The sequence below is a fragment of the Pseudoalteromonas sp. GW168-MNA-CIBAN-0100 genome, from assembly GCF_040309225.1.
GTDB lineage: Bacteria > Pseudomonadota > Gammaproteobacteria > Enterobacterales > Alteromonadaceae > Pseudoalteromonas > Pseudoalteromonas arctica.
The window spans coordinates 22,385-40,936 of record NZ_JBEOOL010000037.1 but is presented as its reverse complement, the minus strand read 5'-3'; the positions used below and the strand labels follow the sequence as shown (position 1 = coordinate 40,936).

Genomic DNA, 18,552 nt, shown 5'->3' with positions numbered 1-18,552 from the left:
CGGTACACGAGGCTCGAACTCGTGACCTCGACCTTGGCAAGGTCGCGCTCTACCAACTGAGCTAGTACCGCATTTTATTTATCAATTATTTGAATTAACACATGATGATTTATGTGAACATTCAGGTAACTGATTAATTACCGTTTTGTTTATCTCGGGGGCTATGCCCTCTCAACACGGACGCATTCTACAGAGATTATTAAACGCGTCAATACAAAAAATGCTAGTTTTGAACTGTTTGCTTGTTTTTTATCTAAAACGGTGCGTTATTATACATTTAGAGTTAATTTTTAGTCAATTCACCCCATGCTGCACGTAAATATTGCATCATAGAACTCAAGGTTAAAAAGGTCGCAATGTACAGTAGTCCAAAACTTAAATAGTTCATCCACGTATCATATTGCCAAATCAAACCGATAATGGCTAACATTTGTGCAGCCGTCTTTATTTTACCCATATTTGATACAGCTACATTACCACGCTTACCCTGCTCTGCCATCCATTCACGAAGTGCAGATATGATAATTTCACGGCTTATTATAATAAGAGCAGGTATTGTCATATACATTGACTGGTACTGATCAGATAACGCTACCAGTGCAGCACATACCATTACTTTGTCAGCAACAGGATCTAAAAAAGCACCAAAAGGAGTTGATTGCTCAAGCTTTCTTGCCAAATAACCGTCTAATATATCGGTGATCGATGCAAGCCAAAAAATAAAGGCGGCAGCAAAAAAAGCCCAGCTATAAGGCAAATAAAATATCACCAAAAAAACGGGGATAAGAAAAAGTCTAAATGTTGTGAGTGTGTTTGGAATATTCCACATAACTACTTGGATATGTCTTTTTGCTATATTCGCATGTAGGGCTAGCCCTTGTCATGCAAATGGTTAAATATCTTCTCAGCCATGTCAGGGCTGATCCCAGGAACTTTCTTTAACTGTTCTATATTAGCAGCTTTTACACCCTGCATGCCCCCTAAATATTTTAATAATGTTTGGCGACGCTTAGAACCTACTCCATTTATTTCTTCTAGTAGTGATTGTGTACGTTGTTTTTGTCGTTTATTACGATGCCCTGCAATAGCAAAACGGTGAGACTCATCACGTATATGCTGAATCAAATGAAGCGCAGGCGCATCTGAATCCATCGGAATGGTTTTGCGTCCACCGTCAATCAATAGTGTTTCAAGACCGGGTTTACGACTCGTTCCTTTTGCAACACCGACTAATAAAGGCATTTTAGTGTGCGGCCAATTAGAAAAGTACTGTTCAGCGCGTCCTAACTGCCCCTTACCGCCATCAATAAAGATAACGTCTGGAATTTTGTCTTCGTCTACTAACTTGTTATAGCGCTTATTAAGTGCAAATTCCATTGCAGCATAATCATCGCCACCTGTAATACCTGTTACGTTGTAGCGCCTATACTCTTTTGTATTTGGGCCTTGTGAGTCAAATACAACACAACTTGCAACGGTGTTCTCCCCCATAGTGTGGCTTATATCAAAACACTCCATTCGGGTAATATCGTCAAGTCGCAGTGTTGCTTTTAATTGTGCATAACGCTTATTAATAGAGTCTTGGGTACTTTGTTTAACCGCAATACTGTTTAATGCATTTTTATTTGCGAGTTGTAGGTATTGCGCACGCTCACCACGAGTAACCACTTTAAGGGTTACTTTGCGCTCACTTATTTGTGTAAGCGCTTCGCCGAGTGCCCCGCTCTCTTCTATTTCAAACGGTAATATGATTTCTTTTGCAATACGCCCTGTTGCTCCTGGCGCTAAATAGTACTGTCCTAAAAATGAAGTCAATATTTCTTGCTCACTCGAATCTTTAGGTACTTTTGGAAAATAGGTTTTACTACCCAGTACTTTATGATCGCGGATCATTAATAAATGAATGCCGTTTAACCCGTTTAAATGCGCAAAACCGACAACATCCATTTCTGCAAAGTTACCAGAAATAGACTGTTGCTCCTGCATTTTACGAAGTAGCATTATTTGGTCGCGAACTTTTGCCGCTAATTCAAAGTTTAATTGCAGGCTGGCTGCTTCCATTTTTTTTATTAAATCAGCAATAACTTCGTGAGATTTACCCGTTAAAAATTTACGAACATAGTCAACTTGCTCACTGTAATCATCATCAGTTACTTTATTTACACATGGAGCTGAGCAACGTTTAAGTTGATATTGCAGACACGGGCGACTTCTTGCGCGGTAATAAGCATCTTCACATTGACGAACAGGAAATATTTTTTGCATTAAGCGCAAGCTTTCAGATACCGCTCCTGCGCTTGGGAAAGGCCCAAAGTACTCACCTTTAATTTTACGACTGCCACGATGAAATGCTAAACGAGGGTGTTTATGGCTAGTTAGTAAAATATAGGGGTACGACTTATCGTCGCGTAATAATATGTTGTACCGAGGCTGATATTTTTTTATTAGATTATTTTCAAGCAGCAGCGCTTCGGTTTCAGTATTGGTGAGGGTGACTTCAATGTTACAAATATTACTCACTAAAACGCGTGTTTTGCTATCGGTAATGTTACTTCTAAAGTAACTGCTCACACGCTTTTTTAGATGCTTTGCTTTACCAACATAAATAACTTGGTTGTCACTATCAAGCATGCGGTATACGCCCGGCTCACTTGATAGCGTTTTGAGAAAATGTACGTGATCGAATTCAGACATAAATTATAGTTAGTACGAAACGTCTATATCAATCATTTTATGACGAATAGCTAAATGGGTAAGCTCAACATCACCACCTACATTTAACTTTTCAAACATACGGTAACGATAGCTATTTACTGTTTTAGAGCTTAGATTTAAGCGTTCAGCTATATTTTGTGCTTTTTCACCTTTGGTGATCATAAGCATAATTTGCAGTTCGCGCTCAGATAAACTCTGAAAAGGGTTTTCATCTGTGCGGCCTGTCACTTGTGCAAGCGCTATCTGCTGTGCAATTTCAGGTGCAATGTAACGCTGACCAGCATGAACACAACGAATGGCACGAACCATTTCGTCAGAGCCTGCACCTTTAGTTAAAAAGCCATGTGCACCAATTTGCATTACCTTGCTCGGAAACGGGTCTTCACAATTAACAGTAAGCACAATAATTTTTACATCTGGGCAGTAACGACAAATCTTTTTAGTCGCTTCTAATCCGCCCATGCCTGGCATATTCATATCCATTAATACTATGTTTGGCGCATGCTGACGACAAAACTGTACAGCCTCTTCGCCAGTTTTAGCTTCGCCAATTACTTTAAACCCTCGTACGTCATCAAGAATACGCTTGATTCCTGTTCGTACAAGTTCATGGTCATCAACTAAAAGTACATTAATCAATGGAACATCCTCACTTACCTAACAACATGCAATTTAATTAAATTAATTTGCCACAGTAACATACATAAAGCGAAACAATAATTAATATTATTGCCTCACCCTAATAGTTTAAGCTGACGATTTTTCGCTAAATCTGTCAACCCATAACGCAATGATACCATCACCCGTTACATTACACGCAGTACCAAAGCTATCTTGTGCTAAATAAAGTGCAATCATTAATGCTACAGCACCTTCATTAAACCCAAGCATGCTTGTTAATAAACCAAGCGCCGACATGACTGCACCACCTGGAGCACCTGGAGCTGCAATCATTACTAAACCTAACATCATAATAAATGGCAGCATACCCATTAATGAAGGAACTTCCATGCTTGGCGATAAAAACATAACAGCCATTGCACAGGTTACTATAGTAATAGTTGAGCCAGATAAGTGAATAGTCGCGCAAAGTGGCACTGTAAAGTTAGCTACATCTTCTTTAACGTTATTTGCTTTACTTGATTGAAGCGATACGGGAATCGTTGCAGCGCTAGACATTGTGCCCAAAGCGGTAAAGTAAGCTGGTAGCATATTTTTAACTAATTCGATTGGATTACGTTTTAACAATATACCTGTCGCTATATATAAAACGCTTAACCATAACCAATGCATAACAAGCGCAGCAACTAGTACTACACCAAATGTTTGCAATGTATCAACCACAGTGCCCGCTACCGTCATTTCGGCAAATACGCCAGCAATGTAAAATGGTAAAGCAGGTATAATTACTTTCGATAATAACCCGTCAATTACATCTCGCCCCTGATCAGACACCTTTTTAAGTGTATCAAGTTCTAATTGGCTCATGCCTATACCAAATACAAAAGCAGTCACTAATGCGGTCATTACACCCATCAGAGGTGGAATTTCTAAATCAATAAAACTGCCAATTTCAGTTGCAACTTCAGCTTCAAAAGTAATGCCACCACTTAAAAAAGGTATAACAGCACTTACTAATAGAAATGCAAGCGTACCTGCAATAATGGTAGAGCTGTAAGCAAACCCGACTGTTTTACCAAGTAAGTGACCAGACCCTTTTGGTAGGCCAGCAATACCCGATGCAATAAAAAACAAAATGATAAGAGGGATGGTAAAGGAGATAATTTGACCAATCAGCTCTTTTACTGTAAATAAAAGTTCAACACCAGTTATAGGTACATATAGTCCGACTAAGATACCGGCCACAATACCGGCAATTAATTTTAAGATTAACTTCATTGTGATTGCTTAATTGAATTTAGATACGTGTTTTTATCATGTTTTAGACGCATTGTGTGATAAAACTATTCAAGTTACATTTATATGCACAAATAACGAACAAATGCAGCTTGAGCTAGAGCTCTTTTGAACATTTTTTGACTAAACGAGTTTTTACTCTTTAAATCTCAAATTAAGCCCGCACCTACAATAACTAAAGCACCGTTAATAATTGATTTTTATTTCGACTGGTTATAAGCCCAATAAATATATGTTATAGCCAAACTTTACTTTAGTTTTTTTAAACTCACAGTAAAGTGTGTATGTATAGTTAGTAGCAAAGGCTATTAGCACGTTGATCAGATTGTATCCAAAGGAACATTATGTCTACTATTTTTGAAGATAACTCACTAACTATTGGTAATACGCCGCTAGTAAAACTTAATCGTGTTACGGGTGGGAATGTATACGCTAAAGTTGAATCTCGTAATCCAAGCTTTAGTATCAAATGCCGTATTGGTGCATCAATGATTTGGGAAGCTGAAAAGTCAGGTCAGCTTGTTGAAGGTAAAGAACTTATTGAGCCAACATCAGGTAACACTGGTATTGCACTTGCATTTGTTGCAGCTGCTCGTGGTTACAAGTTAACACTTACTATGCCAAACACTATGAGCCTAGAACGTCGCAAGCTATTAAAAGCACTAGGTGCAAACCTAGTACTTACCGACGGTGCTAAAGGTATGAATGGCGCAATTGAAAAAGCAAAAGAAATTCAAGCAACCGCACCTGATAAATATATTTTATTACAACAATTCGAAAACCCTGCAAATCCTAAAATTCACTTTGAAACAACAGGCCCAGAAATTTACGATGCACTTGACGGCAAAGTAGACTTTTTTGTAGCCGGTGTAGGTACAGGCGGTACTATTACAGGTGTTAGCCGTTACCTTAAAACAGAAAAAGGTCTAAACGTTAAATCTATTGCTGTTGAACCAACTAACTCTCCAGTCATTAGCCAAACGCTTGCCGGTGAAGAAATTAAACCAGGCCCTCATAAAATCCAAGGCATTGGTGCAGGCTTTATCCCTGGTAACTTAGATATGGACTTAATTGATGCAGCTGAGCTTGTATCTAACGAAGATGCAATTGCAATGGCGCATCAGTTAATGAAAAAAGAAGGTATTTTAGTCGGTATTTCGTCAGGTGCAGCGGTTGTTGCAGCTAAGCGAATTGCTGAAAAACCTGAAAACGCAGATAAAAATATTGTTGTTATCCTACCTAGTGCAACTGAGCGTTACTTATCAAGCCCAATGTTTGATGAAGAGTTTAGTGAGCAAGAGCTAGTGCAATAAGCAATTCTAAAATTTTAAAAGGATGCTTTAGGCATCCTTTTTTATTATTTATTATCCAATTTTCTATTTATTGCCCGCCATACCTTTACATCTTCATAGATAAACCACACACTTTAAAAAAACTAATTAATAATAATTAATATGAAAAAAATCACGAGTTTATTAAGTTTGGTTCTCTGTTTATTTTTATCAGCCTGTGGTGACGATATCAAAACACTTGGCGACACTCCTGGCGATACAGCAACCGCTTATTTTGATGCGCTTTATAACCAGCAAGACCTTCAAAAAGCCAGCACCATGGCAACACCCAATCTTACACGTATAATGAAATCCTACGGCACCGCTAAACAGTTTTCCCGTAACTTAGTAAACATGCAATACGATGAAGTAACCATTGAAGTTGATATGACCAATATGAGCATCCGTGAGCAATACGGTGATAACGCCAAAATAAACCTTATTTTTACCGGCTACTTAAATGGTGATAAAATTGACGAAATGCGCAGTGTGAAAATGCTTCGTAAAAAAGGCAAATGGTACATAGATAAAATAGTTGCCGACCCTTACGCTCGTTAAAATAAATGAATTAAACATAAAAAGGCCTTACATTTGTAAGGCCTTTTTCGTTTTAGTTAGTATTTAAAGTACTGCGCTACAGCTCACCTGGTTGAAAGTTATCAACTGCGATGGCTTTCTTTCGTAACTTATTAGCGTGATGCATTGCATCAGCATCCGTTTGCTCTAATAACTTATTCTCAAGTGCATAATTTATAGCGCCTTCAATATCAAGCGTTGCAGGCACACTGCCCTTACGCTGCCATTGTTTTAGATCTTTAAACTGCGCTTGCATATCATGCATAGCTAAAAATGCGCTTTCCATTACCCCTGTACCTGCATTTTCATCTACATAACATAAATGCGTTAAACGGTTTCTAAATACTCCAGGTTGAGTCATACGCTCGCAAATACTTTGTGCTATTTCGTCACTTGGTCTGTGGTAATGATTTCCAAGCGGGAACACGATACGTTTAAGGGTAAAATTAACAACCGGATTTAAAAAGTTTTTAAAGAAGCCATTAAACGCTTGGCCAATTTCAAATAATGAGTTCTCAATTGCATATTTTACAAATGGTAAATCAGCTTGTTGGCGCCCTTCGTCTTCATAACGTTTTAAAACAGTTGATGCTAAGTACAAATGACTTAATACATCACCCAAACGTGCCGATATCATTTCTTTTCGTTTAAGCTCACCGCCAAGCATTAACATAGCCACGTCTGTGCAAATAGCTAAGCCTCGGCTCATTCTGCTCAGTTGCTTATAATAAACAGCCGTTTCACCACCTACAGGCGCTTTAGCAAAGTAGCTACGTGTTAAGCCATGCACAAATGCCATGCCTGCATTACTTGCTGCAAATATAATATGGTTCATTAATAAACCATCAAATTGTTCAAGTGCTGCGTCGTCATCTTCCATTGCAGCGGCTTCCATTTCTTTTAAAACAAATGGATGACAGCGTGTTGCACCTTGGCCAAATATCATTAAGTTACGCGTTAAAATATTCGCGCCTTCAACCGTAATTGATACTGGGATACCCATATAGCCATGTGCCAAATAGTTATTAGGCCCTACTTGAATTCCTTTACCTGAATGAATATCCATTGCATCATTCATTATCGTACGACCCATTTCAGTCATATGGTATTTAGCAATCGCTGTTACAACCGACGGGCTTAATTTTAAATCAATCGCACCTGCGGTCATTAATCTGCATGACTCAAGTGTGTAAGTTAAACCACCAATACGCGCAAGTGCCTCTTGCACGCCTTCAAATTGCCCTATAGATACACCAAACTGCTGGCGTACCATGGCATATGCCGATGTCATTTTTGAAGCTAAATGTCCAGTTGCTGCACTCAATGCTGGTAGTGATATACCACGCCCTGCACTTAAACACTCAACAAGCATTCTCCAGCCACGCCCTGCACACTCTTGACCACCAATGATCCAGTCCAGTGGTATAAATACATCTTTACCGTAAGTGGTACCATTCATGAAGGCCATATTAAGCGGATAATGACGCTCACCCGTTTCGACACCCGGATGATCGGTTGGTATTAGAGCACATGTAATGCCTAGCTCTTTCTTATCACCTAATAAAGCATCAGGGTCATACATTTTAAATGCTAAGCCGAGTACAGTAGCCACGGGTGCAAGTGTAATGTAACGCTTTGACCAATTTAAACGCAGGCCCATTACTTTCTCGCCATTATGCTCACCCATACACACCACGCCTGAATCAGGAATACTGCCAGCATCAGAGCCCGCCTCAGGTCCCGTTAATGCAAAACAAGGAACATCTGTACCATTAGCTAAACTTGGCAGCCAACGATCTTGCTGCTCTTTAGTACCATAGTGAAGAAGTAACTCGCCCGGACCTAAGCTATTAGGCACCATAACAGTGACTGCGGCTGTTAAGCTTTTAGTCGAAATTTTTGATACTATCGTTGAATTAGCAATTGCCGAGAACTCACGACCGCCAAATTTTTCAGGAATGATCAGCGCAAAAAAACCTTCTGTTTTTAGGTAATCCCACACTTCTTTTGGTAAGTCTTTGTCTTTTTGTACAATTTGATAATCATCAAGCATCGCCAATAAGGTTTCTACTTGGTTAGCCATAAATGCGTTTTCTTTATCGCTAAGCTCTGGTTTAGGAAAGCGGTGCAGTTTTTGCCAGTCTGGGTTACCACTAAATAACTCACCATCCCACCAAACATCACCTGCTTCCATCGCCTCTCGCTCTGTTTGCGATAATGGCGGAAGCACCTTTTTGAACATTTTAAACGTAGGACGACTAATCAAGTTTAGGCGAATATCTTTAACCACAAAAATAACCACCACCACGACCAGCAATATTATAAATATTAACATGCGCACATTCCTTACACATTGAATGAAAATAGTAACTTAATTATGACCCATCTTAATTTAAATACAATCATTGCACGACGAGTCGTGAGCCTTAACGCATTCATTTTATTGTTTTAAACATCACTGCTATTATCAACGTTTTAATAACAATAAATTAAAGGAATAGCATGACCCCCTTTCGATTTAAACTAAGTATGAGCGCCTTAATGGTAGCAAGCACTCTTGCTTTAACGGCCTGCGATGCAGAAGTAACGATAGACACTACCGATTCAGCACACACTAAAAAAGCTGTAACAGCTAAAGATGCAAATACATTTATAACAAACACAGAAAAAGAACTGAGTGCATTTTATTTAGAATCGAGCCGTGCAGAGTGGATTTACGCAAACTTTATTACTCACGATACATCTGCTCTATCCGCTGAAGTTAACCGTAAAATGACCGAAACTGTCGTGCGTTTAGCAAATGAAGCTGCAAAATACGACGAACTAGAGCTTGATTACGATGCTCGCCGTAAGCTTGATAAACTAAAACTAGCACTTACACTTCCTGCCCCACAAGACGCTGATAAAACAGCGCAACTTTCACAAATTGTCGCAAAGCTTGGCGGGCTATACGGTAAAGGTAAATACTGTAAAGAAGACGGCAGCTGTTTAAGCCTTGGCGACATGACTTCAAAAATGGCCACCAGCCGAGATTACAACGAACTACTCGATTTATGGCAAGGCTGGCGTGAAATATCAAAACCAATGCGCTCACTTTACGAGCAACAAGTAGTGCTGACCAACGAAGGTGCAAAGGAGCTTGGTTATGCCGATACGGGCGCTATGTGGCGCAGTAAATACGATATGCCTGCTGATGACTTTACCACTGAGCTTGACCGTATTTGGGGCCAAGTTAAACCACTGTATAACTCGCTACACTGCCATGTTCGCGCAAAGTTAGGTGAAAAGTACGGCACCGACAAAGTACCTCAAGATCAGCCAATACCAGCGCACTTGCTTGGTAATATGTGGGCGCAAGCATGGGGTAATATTTACGATGTAGTTGCACCAGAAAACGCCGATCCGGGTTACGACGTAACCGAGTTATTAGCTCAAAATAATTACGACGAACTTAAAATGGTAAAAGGGGCTGAAAACTTTTTTACCTCAATGGGTTTTGACGCACTACCAGAGACATTTTACGAGCGTTCACTGTTTGTAAAACCAAAAGACAGAGATGTGCAGTGTCATGCATCGGCATGGAATATCGATAGCAAAGACGATTTACGCATTAAAATGTGTATTCAGCGCACAGGCGAAGAGTTTTCAGTTATTCACCATGAATTAGGTCATAACTTTTATCAACGCGCATATAACAAGCAGCCTTTATTTTATCAAGAAAGTGCAAACGATGGTTTTCATGAAGCCATTGGTGACACCATTGCCTTATCGGTTACACCGGGTTACTTAAAAGAAATCGGCTTACTTGAACAAGTACCTGATGAATCTAAAGATATTGGTTTATTAATGAAAATGGCACTTGATAAAGTCGCCTTTGTGCCGTTTAGCTTAATGGTTGATCAGTGGCGCTGGCAGGTATTTTCAGGGGAAGTAACACCGGAAAATTACAATAAAGCATGGTGGGAACTACGTGAAAAATACCAAGGAGTGCAAGCTCCTATCGCACGTAGCGAAAATGACTTTGATCCGGGTGCTAAGTACCACGTCCCGGGTAACACGCCTTATACTCGTTACTTTTTAGCGCATATTTTACAATTTGAGTTTCATCGCAGCTTATGTGAAATTGCCGGTAATGATAAAGCCATTCATCGCTGCTCTATTTATAACTCAAAAGAAGCAGGGGATAAGCTAAACGCTATGCTTGAAATGGGTTCGTCTCGCCCTTGGCAAGAAGCACTTGAAACTGTAACAGGTAAGCCGCAAATGGATGCAACAGCAATGCTCGATTACTTTGCACCATTACAAACTTATTTAGATAAACAAAACGAAGGCCGCAACTGCGGCTGGTAAATAGCGCTGAACAAAAAGCCCGCTCAAATGAGCGGGCTTTTTATTCATATTCTAATTTTCTGTAAAATTAGAACTGTAAGCTTACATTTGCAAAGTAAGCATCATAATCAGAATCATCCCAGTTATTGCCGTAACCTGCTTTTAAACCAACATTGTTGTTGAAAAAGTGTTGGCCACCAAGAGTGTAGTCATCATTTTTATTAACTGTAACAAAAACCGATGTTGCTTTGCTGAAATAGTAGTTAGATGCTAATTCCCAGTTACTTGAACCGCCATCAACATCTTCAAATTTACCTTCAACAGTCAAGAAGTTACCTTGCTGTAAATCAACAAAGTACTTAGCTGCTACTGCACGGTAATCAAACTCATCATCTGCTGTTACTGTAAAGCCGATATAATCAGTGCTGTTTAACTGATGGTTATATGCTAAGTCAAACACAAACTGATTGTCAGCATCTTCTACATCAACAAACGTTGCTTTTAATACAAGGTTTGGATTAAAGAAGTAACCCGCTGAAAGTTCAATTACATCCGTGCTTGAGCCAAAATCACTATCGAAATTATTGTACTGTGCACCTAATACAAAATCTTCTACAAAATACTCACCGCCAACGCTAGTAACATCTCCAAGATCATTATCACTGTATGCACCATAAACATTTGTTTGCTTATTGATGTATTCAAATTGATCGTAAGGACCTAAAGTCGCTTTTGGAGAAAAATAATACGTTGAGTCAACACTTAATGTGTCATCACCATCTACGTCCACATATCCTAAATGGCTAATTGATTGGTAAGTATCTGCGGCTATTGCAGTGGTTGCAGCGCTTGATAATAAAATGCTCGAAATGATAACGGCTAATTTTTTCATTTTAAATTCCCTATAAATATTACTTTTATGCTTCAGCTGTCTAGCCAAAGTCGGGGCGCATCCTAACGCCAAAAAAATGAATGAAAACTGAATAAAAGGCCAGATTAAAACCAATGTAATTGTAATAATTTATATGCAAATGTAAATACAAAGTATCCATCAAATCTACAAGACAATATCATGTCATCATTTAAATTTAAAAAGTAACAAATACGGTACAAACTGTCGCTAAATTGAACACAACTTAATTATTCGATAAACCTCATCAATATAATTTCCTCTCACTAAATTTTTTTAATTTTTCAAAAAAATTACTCTGTTTAATTCATTATCTCTGTATTTATAATGAAAAATAGATTTGTATCAGTGCATATTTTTATCTGTTTTTTCCCATAACCATTGTTTACTAGTAAAAATAACTCCAATACTTACTATTTTATAGCTATTATCATCGACTGCACTTAATGGCTTTAATAACAATTTAGCCATTCATGGCGACTCTATTTATAACTTAAAGGAGTTATTTAGATGAGTATAATAAAGGCCGTAATAATGGCTGGTAAAAGTTTATAGTTAAAAGCTCAAACGTTTAAAAACGACAAAGCCCGCTAAATTTAGCGGGCTTTTTAATATTACTTTTGTATTAACTAAGTACGGGACTTAATTAAAACTGAAAACGCATGTTAGCAAAGTACGCATCGTTATCAGAATCATCAGCATTGTTTTCGTAACCCACCTTTACACCAATATTTTTATTGATGAAGTGTTGAGCACCAAAGCTGTAAGTGTCTTGCTTGTTGTAGTTAGCAAATACAGATGTTGCCTTTGAAAAGTAGTAGTTAGTTTCTGCTACCCATTGGTTTTCTGCATCATCAATGCTTTCGTATTTACCTTCAAAAGTAAGGTAGTTACCTTGCTGTAAATCAATAAAGTATTTAGCAGCTACTGCACGGTAATCAAAATCGTCGTCTGATGTAAGTGTAACACCTACGTAATCTGTGCTGTTTAGCATGTAGTTGTAAGCTAAATCAAATAATGCGTAATCGTCGCCGTCTTTGTTTTCAACTAGTGTTACTTTTGCAAGTAAATCAGGGTTGAAAAAGTAACCACCCGTCAGTTTATAAAGCTCACTGTTAGAACCTGAATCTGGGTCTAGGTTTTCGTAAGATGCGCCAACAACAAATTCATTAATGAAGTATTCACCACCAACTGATGTTAAATCGCCAAAGTCGTCATCAGCATAGCCACCATATACGTTAGTTTGTTTATTGATGTATTCAAACTGATCGTACGGACCTAAAGTTTTTTTAGGAGATAAGTAGTAAATAGAATCTACAGCAACGGTGTCGTTGTTATCGCTATTTTTGTAGCTTAGGTTACTAATTGACTTATAGCTGTCTGCAGCAGCCGCAGTGCTAGATAATAAAATGCTCGAAATAATAACTGCTAATTTTTTCATTGTAAGACTTCCCTATGTACATTGCTTTTTATGCTCTAGCTGTATTGCTAAAGTCGAGGCACATGCTAACGTTAGGAAACTGAATGAAAACTTAACTAACCAGTTGTATTTATTAAGTTAATTGTAAGGAAGTGTTGTAAACTGTAAAATTAAAGTAGTTGCAACATCTAGTCAACAACTACTTAAAACATGTACCGTATTAAAGCGCGTGTTGGCTAATAATTCGGTAAACATCGTTAATATTATCGCCAGACTTAAACTCTTTACTAATTGGTGTTGGATCTGAGCCAACCCATATTTTTAGCTCGGCATCTAAGTCAAAATGGCCTGCACTTTCTTTACTAAACTTGGTAATTTTAGAGTAAGCAATACTCACCATTTCCATTTTAGAGCCGGTCATACCTTGCTTATCAATTAAGATTAAGCGCTTATTAGTAAAAATAAACATATCACGTACTACTTTATATGCTTTTTCTACTTGCTCGCCGTCAATTAATGTATTGGCGAGGATTTTCTCTAAATCAGAATCGTCAACTTCGCTTGCATTACCCATAAGTCCGCTAAGTAAACCCATTATACTTTCTCCTGTTTAAATATTTGATTCTCTAATGTGTGACCATTAACTAACTGTCGGTACTGCCAGTGTTGTTGATGACAAAAATTCAGTAGTGCAATATCAAGTGGATCGCTCGTTGGCTGATACTCAACTACATACTCTTTATGTTGGCTCATATACACACGACTCACACCTGCAATTGCTTGAAGCTGTTGCTCAACATTTTGATAAGCCTCGCTTAGCATTAATGTATAAAAGTGTTTATCGGTATTATTAGTTTTTGTTTGATGCTCGCTTAGTACGCCTTTATCTAAATGAAGTACCTGTGAGCATAGTCGCTCAAGCTCAGTTAAATCGTGAGAGCTTAAAATAAATGTAGCCTGTTCACTTAATTCTGATACCAGCTCACGTACTTCTCTGGCATGAATCGGATCAAGCCCTGCGGTTGCTTCATCAAGCATTACAATTTGTGGTGCGCCAATAAGTGCTTGCGCTATCGTAACGCGCTTGCGCATACCGTGCGATAAATCCCCCGCACGCTGCTTTGCAATTTCTTTTAAGCCAACTAAATCAAGTACACGTAGCGCCTCAGTTTGGCTTTGCTTAGCACCCATACCTTGCAGCTTTGCATAAAAGGCGAGTTGCTTATCTATATTAAAGCGAGGGTCAAGTTGCGCGTCTTGCGGTAATGCACTTACTTTATTAAATAAAGCAGCGCTACCAGGTTTGTGCCCTAATATTTCAAGGCTGCCTTTACTTGGCGCAATATAGCCGCACAACAAACTAAATAAGGTAGTTTTACCCGCACCATTTGGCCCAACAAGTGCCACTGGCGCGCCTTTGTTAATTTCAAAGTCCACATTATTAAGCGCAAGTTTTGCACCATACGATTTACTCAAACCGCTAGCTGTAATTAATGGTCTCATAGTGGGCTCCTTGCAAAAATACGTTGAGCAACGCTTAGTAATACCGCTGTTTGCACAAGGGGAATAGCCACAGCGCTCAATAATGGTAAATTTTGCCCCGCTAATAGCTCTATTTGCACACCCGGAAATAAATAATCAAGCAGGCCTAATGCGGGTATTTGCCATTGCAATAAACCAACTACAATACCGCCTGCTGCAAAATATAAAATTGCCAATACAATAGATAAACGTGATGAGCGAGCAAAGGTATTAATTAACGTCATTAGTGCTACAAATGGGCACAGAGTAATCACTAATATTAAAAATATAGAAAGCGCACGGGCAAAACCACCAGCCAGTAAACTTGGATCTCTAAAACCCAATACCGCGAGTGTAGCCACAAGCGTTATACCCACCAAACATGCTAATACTCCTAGCTGCCCTAAAAAACGGCCAAACAGTATTTCAAAGCGAGTGGAGCGCAGTGATAAAAACCTTAGTGTGCCGCGCTCTCTATCGCCTACCGTTTGGTCGCTACAAATAAATAAACCAAAAACGGGAAAGCTATAAAGGGCTATTAACCAGTACATAGCAAATTCGGCCTCAGGCCAATCCAATAATTTACTTAAACCAATAGAACCTGATATATCACGGGCTATTTGCTCAAAATCGGGCGCACTTACAATGCCTACTGCCTGCCCTATTGGGTAGCGCAGTATTATTAGCCACACCAATGCAAAGGCAGCTAATGCAATAAGTCCACGTTTAGTTAAAAACATACGTACAAGCTCAAATCCCGCTATTTGCGTTAATCGCCCTACGTTTATCGGTAATGGTGTTGCCATTGACTATCCTTAATGACTTTTTATTTTCTGTTTATTTATCCACACTAAGTGTAAACACCTTGAATTACCAGCAAAAAAAAGCCCACCTATGGTGAGCTTTGTAACAATACATTTAAATGTAACAGTATAAATTGCGATATAAATTATAAATGCTGCTTATAAACCTCAAGTGCTTGGCTTAAATCGCTAATTAAATCTTCTACATCTTCAAGGCCAATATGCAAGCGAATAACCGACCCTAAATCCCAACCTGTATTTGAGCGCAGCCCTTTCATGGTTAAATTAGCCGTTACCAAACTTTCAAAACCGCCCCACGAAAAGCCCATTTTGATATGCTCAAGGCTATCTAAAAATGCATCAATCGCTTTTTGATTGCCGGCTTTCATCACAAATGAAAACAACCCATTACTGCCATCAAAGTCACGTTTAAAAAACTCATGCCCTGGGCAGCTTTCAAATGCAGGGTGGCGAATATGATCAACAAGCTCATGTTGCTCAAGCCATTTAGCTACTTCTATTGCTGCTTTTTCATGTTGATTTAAACGCACACCCATTGTACGCAGGCCTCTAAGTGCTAAATACGCATCATCGGCACTGGTACATTGCCCTAGTAAGTATGAGTTTTCGCGCAAGGTTGGCCAATACTTTTTATTAGCAACAGCCACCCCCATCATCACGTCTGAATGGCCAACAATATACTTTGTTGCAGCTTGAATACTAATATCAACACCGTGCTCTAACGGGCGATAATGCAAGCCGTTACCGTAGGTATTATCAAGCATGGTCATTACGTTGTGCTCATTGGCTACTTTTACCATAGCGGGCACATCTTGCACTTCCATCGTAATAGAGCCTGGAGATTCTAAAAACAACACTTTAGTATTTGGCTGAATGTAATCTTTAATACCTGCGCCAATGGTTGGCGGGTAATAGGTTGTTGTAATACCCAGCCCCACTAAAATTTTATCGCAAAAATCACGAGTTGGTTCGTACACGTTATCAACCATTAAAATATGATCACCGGTTTTTAAAAACGATAAAAATACTTGGCTGATCGCCGCAGCGCCACAAGGGTACAATGCACACCCTTCGCCGCCTTCAAGTTCTGTAATCGCTTCTTGTAGCGCAAAGTGTGTTGTTGTTCCTCGGCGCCCATAAAATAACGTTTTATCGCCACGGGTTTTAGCTGCTTCTTTTAAATCGGCTACAGTATCAAATACAATGGTAGATGCACGCTGTACAACGGGATTGACTACGCCATGTGTATAGGCTTTTTTTCGCCCTGATGATACCAGCTGAGTGTTTTTATTACTTTTACTCGACATTATTAATCCTTAGGGGTTTGTGCGCCAATGCTCAATTAAATAACGAGAGATAGAATCGGTTCTAGGCAGCTTTAAATGCTCGCCTTCTTCGTGCCAATTACCAAATTGCTCTAAGTCTTCACGACTAAACCATTTTGCATCGTCTAGCTCTTCTTTATCTACGTTAATTTGCTCAGATGTCGCCTGTGCAAAAAAACCAAGCATAATTGACGATGGGAACGGCCATGGCTGAGATGCAACATAACGTACGTTATCAACTTCTATGCCTGCCTCTTCTTTAACTTCACGCGCAACAGCTTGTTCCAGTGTCTCCCCTGGGTCTACAAATCCAGCAAGCGACGAATACATACCAATAGGCCACGTAGCTTGGCGACCTAATAAACAGCGTTCTACTCCGTCAGCAAAGACTTTAGTAACGACCATAATTACCGCAGGATCGGTGCGCGGGAATGTAGGATGCTTACAGTTTTCGTTTTCACATACACGAGAATGCCCGGCTTCCACTGAACGGTTTTTACTACCGCAGCGCCCACAAAAACGGTGCGTGGCATGCCAATAACATAACCCTCTCGCAAGGGCGGCTATTGAGGCATATTTAATGGTTACTTGAGGCCCATATTGGCGAATATCAAAAAACTGAGCGCCCTCGATTAAAGGCGAAAGTACGCTTTCATCCAGATCAGAAACATCCAATGCAAACACACCATGTTTAGCATTGTTTAAACCAACAAAAATAGCACTCGTTAAATCTAAATGTGCCACTTGTTGATACGTTAAATAGCTTACTTTAGGAGTATCTTTAATAAATAGGGTTTGATTATTTTTAACTAAAACCCATTTACTTTGCGCCGACATTTGCGCTTTAAGCCACGATGGGTCTTTACGAAAATTTGAGCCTCTATCTAGTGGCATGTTGCTGTAATGAAGCATGTAAGTCCTTGGTAACTCGTTATGCTTTAAAATTACCATAATCATTTAGCAAACCCAATTGATTACAGTAATAAAAAAAGCCTATATAAGGCTTAATTCATCTATTACGGCTTTGTATTAAAATCTCTCATGTTGCAGGCACTTAGCTTGCACTTTTTTAACTATTTTTTACTGTTAAAGTAGCAAAGTATTATCAATTAAATGAAATTGCTCTGCGCTTTGTTTTAATACCTCAGCAGTTAACCTGTCAGCACCGTATACATCGCACGGTACATTATATTGATTTTTTAAATGCCCAAGTAACAAAGCAAAGTCACCATCGCCAGAGAGCAAAATAACTTTATCAAGATTTTTACCCTGCTCTAACATGTCTATTGTTATGCCTACATCCCAATCGCCTTTAGCACTTCCATCACGGCGTTGAATAAATGGCTTTAGCTTTACCTCAAAACCAATCGCACGCAAAATATTTTGAAACTGATTTTGCTTTTCATCTCCTCGATAAATTGCATACGCAAAAGCACACTCAATATTGTATTGCGCCTCCATCATTCGCCAAAACGCATTGTAGTCAAAATTTTTCCCGTAACTCTCACGGCACGTGTAATAAATATTTTGCACATCAACAAAAATACCGACCCGTGGTTTCGTGCTTTGCTGCTCGTTTTGTAAAGTCATTTAGTGTCCTAGTGAGGATTAATAGCAATAAAAGTAACGTTATAAAATAAGTGTACCTTGCAATTTATATTTAAGTAACCTAAATTAGTTACAT

16 protein-coding genes and 1 tRNA gene are annotated in these 18,552 nt (G+C 39.0%); 3 read left to right on the top strand and 14 right to left on the bottom strand.

Translation table 11 applies throughout. The annotated features are described in order from the left end of the window. The 5 genes from AAEY62_RS17985 to AAEY62_RS17965 all read right to left on the bottom strand — a co-directional run bounded on the left by AAEY62_RS17985 (position 1) and on the right by AAEY62_RS17965 (position 4,614). Positions 1–69, bottom strand: a tRNA-Gly gene (locus tag AAEY62_RS17985). Between the two features lie 214 nt (positions 70–283). After that, positions 284–829, bottom strand: coding sequence for a CDP-diacylglycerol--glycerol-3-phosphate 3-phosphatidyltransferase (pgsA, locus tag AAEY62_RS17980; protein WP_032827134.1), 546 nt, complete (start codon positions 827–829; stop codon positions 284–286). A 41-nt stretch (positions 830–870) separates the two neighbouring features. Then, positions 871–2,694, bottom strand: a complete 1,824-nt coding sequence (gene uvrC / locus AAEY62_RS17975; RefSeq protein WP_165726639.1) for an excinuclease ABC subunit UvrC — start codon at positions 2,692–2,694, stop codon at positions 871–873. A 9-nt stretch (positions 2,695–2,703) separates the two neighbouring features. Next, positions 2,704–3,354 (bottom strand): UvrY/SirA/GacA family response regulator transcription factor, encoded by a 651-nt coding sequence (uvrY, locus tag AAEY62_RS17970; protein ID WP_002963136.1) that lies wholly within the window; start codon positions 3,352–3,354, stop codon positions 2,704–2,706. 108 nt (positions 3,355–3,462) lie between these two features. Then, positions 3,463–4,614: a dicarboxylate/amino acid:cation symporter gene (locus AAEY62_RS17965; RefSeq protein ID WP_076924381.1), complete on the bottom strand. Its 1,152-nt coding sequence runs from the start codon at positions 4,612–4,614 to the stop codon at positions 3,463–3,465. Positions 4,615–4,976: 362 nt separating this feature from the next. Here AAEY62_RS17965 and cysK point away from each other — a divergent pair, with 362 nt between their 5' ends. Both cysK and AAEY62_RS17955 read left to right on the top strand, forming a co-directional pair. Next, the gene (cysK, locus tag AAEY62_RS17960) at positions 4,977–5,945 is read left to right on the top strand and encodes a cysteine synthase A (RefSeq protein WP_024599813.1); all 969 of its coding nucleotides are present in this window, start codon (positions 4,977–4,979) and stop codon (positions 5,943–5,945) included. A gap of 141 nt (positions 5,946–6,086) precedes the next feature. Then, entirely contained in the window at positions 6,087–6,521 is a 435-nt protein-coding gene (locus AAEY62_RS17955; RefSeq protein ID WP_350635614.1) for a hypothetical protein, read from the top strand. 76 nt (positions 6,522–6,597) lie between these two features. Here the strand turns inward: AAEY62_RS17955 and AAEY62_RS17950 are convergent, their stop codons facing one another. Beyond that, positions 6,598–8,874, bottom strand: a complete 2,277-nt coding sequence (locus AAEY62_RS17950; RefSeq protein ID WP_350635612.1) for an acyl-CoA dehydrogenase — start codon at positions 8,872–8,874, stop codon at positions 6,598–6,600. A gap of 167 nt (positions 8,875–9,041) precedes the next feature. Between AAEY62_RS17950 and AAEY62_RS17945 the strand changes: the two genes are divergently transcribed. After that, entirely contained in the window at positions 9,042–10,889 is a 1,848-nt protein-coding gene (locus AAEY62_RS17945; RefSeq protein WP_350635610.1) for a M2 family metallopeptidase, read from the top strand. Positions 10,890–10,956: 67 nt separating this feature from the next. Here the strand turns inward: AAEY62_RS17945 and AAEY62_RS17940 are convergent, their stop codons facing one another. From AAEY62_RS17940 to AAEY62_RS17905, 8 genes are all read right to left on the bottom strand, one after another. Then, positions 10,957–11,760 (bottom strand): putative porin, encoded by an 804-nt coding sequence (locus tag AAEY62_RS17940; protein ID WP_350635608.1) that lies wholly within the window; start codon positions 11,758–11,760, stop codon positions 10,957–10,959. 664 nt (positions 11,761–12,424) lie between these two features. Beyond that, entirely contained in the window at positions 12,425–13,219 is a 795-nt protein-coding gene (locus AAEY62_RS17935) for a putative porin (protein WP_350635606.1), read from the bottom strand. Positions 13,220–13,418: 199 nt separating this feature from the next. After that, complete coding sequence (locus tag AAEY62_RS17930; RefSeq protein WP_007377979.1) at positions 13,419–13,793, bottom strand: PH domain-containing protein; 375 nt, start codon at positions 13,791–13,793, stop codon at positions 13,419–13,421. Beyond that, on the bottom strand, positions 13,793–14,701 hold the full coding sequence (locus AAEY62_RS17925) for an ABC transporter ATP-binding protein (RefSeq protein ID WP_007377980.1): 909 nt from the start codon (positions 14,699–14,701) through the stop codon (positions 13,793–13,795). The genes AAEY62_RS17930 and AAEY62_RS17925 overlap by 1 nt, the downstream gene beginning before the upstream one ends. Further along, positions 14,698–15,525, bottom strand: a complete 828-nt coding sequence (locus AAEY62_RS17920) for an ABC transporter permease (RefSeq protein ID WP_350635604.1) — start codon at positions 15,523–15,525, stop codon at positions 14,698–14,700. The genes AAEY62_RS17925 and AAEY62_RS17920 overlap by 4 nt, the downstream gene beginning before the upstream one ends. Positions 15,526–15,668: 143 nt before the next feature. Continuing rightward, a complete protein-coding gene (locus tag AAEY62_RS17915) occupies positions 15,669–16,850 on the bottom strand; it encodes a cystathionine beta-lyase (RefSeq protein ID WP_350635602.1) in 1,182 nt (393 codons plus the stop codon). 9 nt (positions 16,851–16,859) lie between these two features. Next, positions 16,860–17,780: an NAD(+) diphosphatase gene (nudC, locus tag AAEY62_RS17910; protein WP_350635619.1), complete on the bottom strand. Its 921-nt coding sequence runs from the start codon at positions 17,778–17,780 to the stop codon at positions 16,860–16,862. A gap of 174 nt (positions 17,781–17,954) precedes the next feature. After that, positions 17,955–18,458, bottom strand: coding sequence for a LabA-like NYN domain-containing protein (locus AAEY62_RS17905; protein ID WP_002962844.1), 504 nt, complete (start codon positions 18,456–18,458; stop codon positions 17,955–17,957). Positions 18,459–18,552 lie beyond the last annotated feature (94 nt).